Source organism: Hoskinsella mucinilytica (genome assembly GCF_045223415.1).
Taxonomy (GTDB): domain Bacteria; phylum Bacillota_I; class Bacilli_A; order Erysipelotrichales; family Erysipelotrichaceae; genus Hoskinsella; species Hoskinsella mucinilytica.
In genome coordinates this window covers 1-897 of record NZ_JBEQZJ010000106.1, presented here as the reverse complement: position 1 = coordinate 897, position 897 = coordinate 1, and the positions used below count along the sequence as shown (strand labels likewise).

1 protein-coding gene is annotated in these 897 nt (G+C 35.2%); it reads right to left on the bottom strand.

Annotated features, from left to right (window positions below; translation table 11 throughout):
• Positions 1-107: 107 nt before the first annotated feature.
• Complete coding sequence (locus tag UGRO018_RS17695) at positions 108-854, bottom strand: hypothetical protein (protein WP_416327837.1); 747 nt, start codon at positions 852-854, stop codon at positions 108-110.
• Between the last annotated feature and the right edge of the window lie 43 nt (positions 855-897).

Sequence of the window (897 nt, the reverse complement as noted above, 5' to 3'; positions counted from 1 at the left end):
ATTTCTACTAAATGTGGCTCTCATACTTACTTTTCCTTTTTTTATGCTTTATCACCGGAATAAATGAAAAAAGATATCTTACGCAGATACCTTTTCGCAAACACAAATTACGATAACATAATAGGAACCCATTCATAGCTTCTACCGCTACTTTTCTGAACATAGACGACCAATTGATCGTTTTCATTCACATACATCACAGTATCAGGGAAATTTTCGCTTCCTCGATAGATTTCCGGCTGATTGTAACAATCACCTGGCATGTCTTCACATATCGTTAATGTATGGTCTTTAAAATATGTGTGAATCTTTTCTAACACCGTTTCATCATCTAGCTGACGTGCTTTTAACATATCTTGTTGTGAAACCAAGGAACCATCTTCTTTTGAAAAGATATATACCGCAAAGGTCTCACTTTGTGCATCTGCTTGCCAGATAAATGGATGAGTTGTTGTCAAGATCGTGATATAATTACTACTTTCTATCGCTTTTCCTGTAAACGATGTAAATCGTTGTATCCCTTGTTCATCCTCTTGGATGCTGTCTTTGTATTTCTTAGCCAAATCACTTAATGCTTCATTCACTTTTTTAGCATCTTCACTTTTCAGATTGACGACAAGTGTTTCGATAACATCCTGTTTTTCTTTTAAGGTCTTTTTCTGTTCCTCATTCAATGTAATGGTATCACTTGAGGAAATATAAAGATAATCCTTATTCTCATCTGCTTTGATCGATTCCTTTGACTGTTCCTGTTTATCGACAGGTACTTCTTTTTCAGGATCCTTATCCTTTAAATCATTTGCGCTACATCCGACGAGTAATAATACTGATAAAATCAGCCATCCCTTCTTCATGATTTACGCCTCCCTTTTGTTACTTCTATTATAACATGATGAT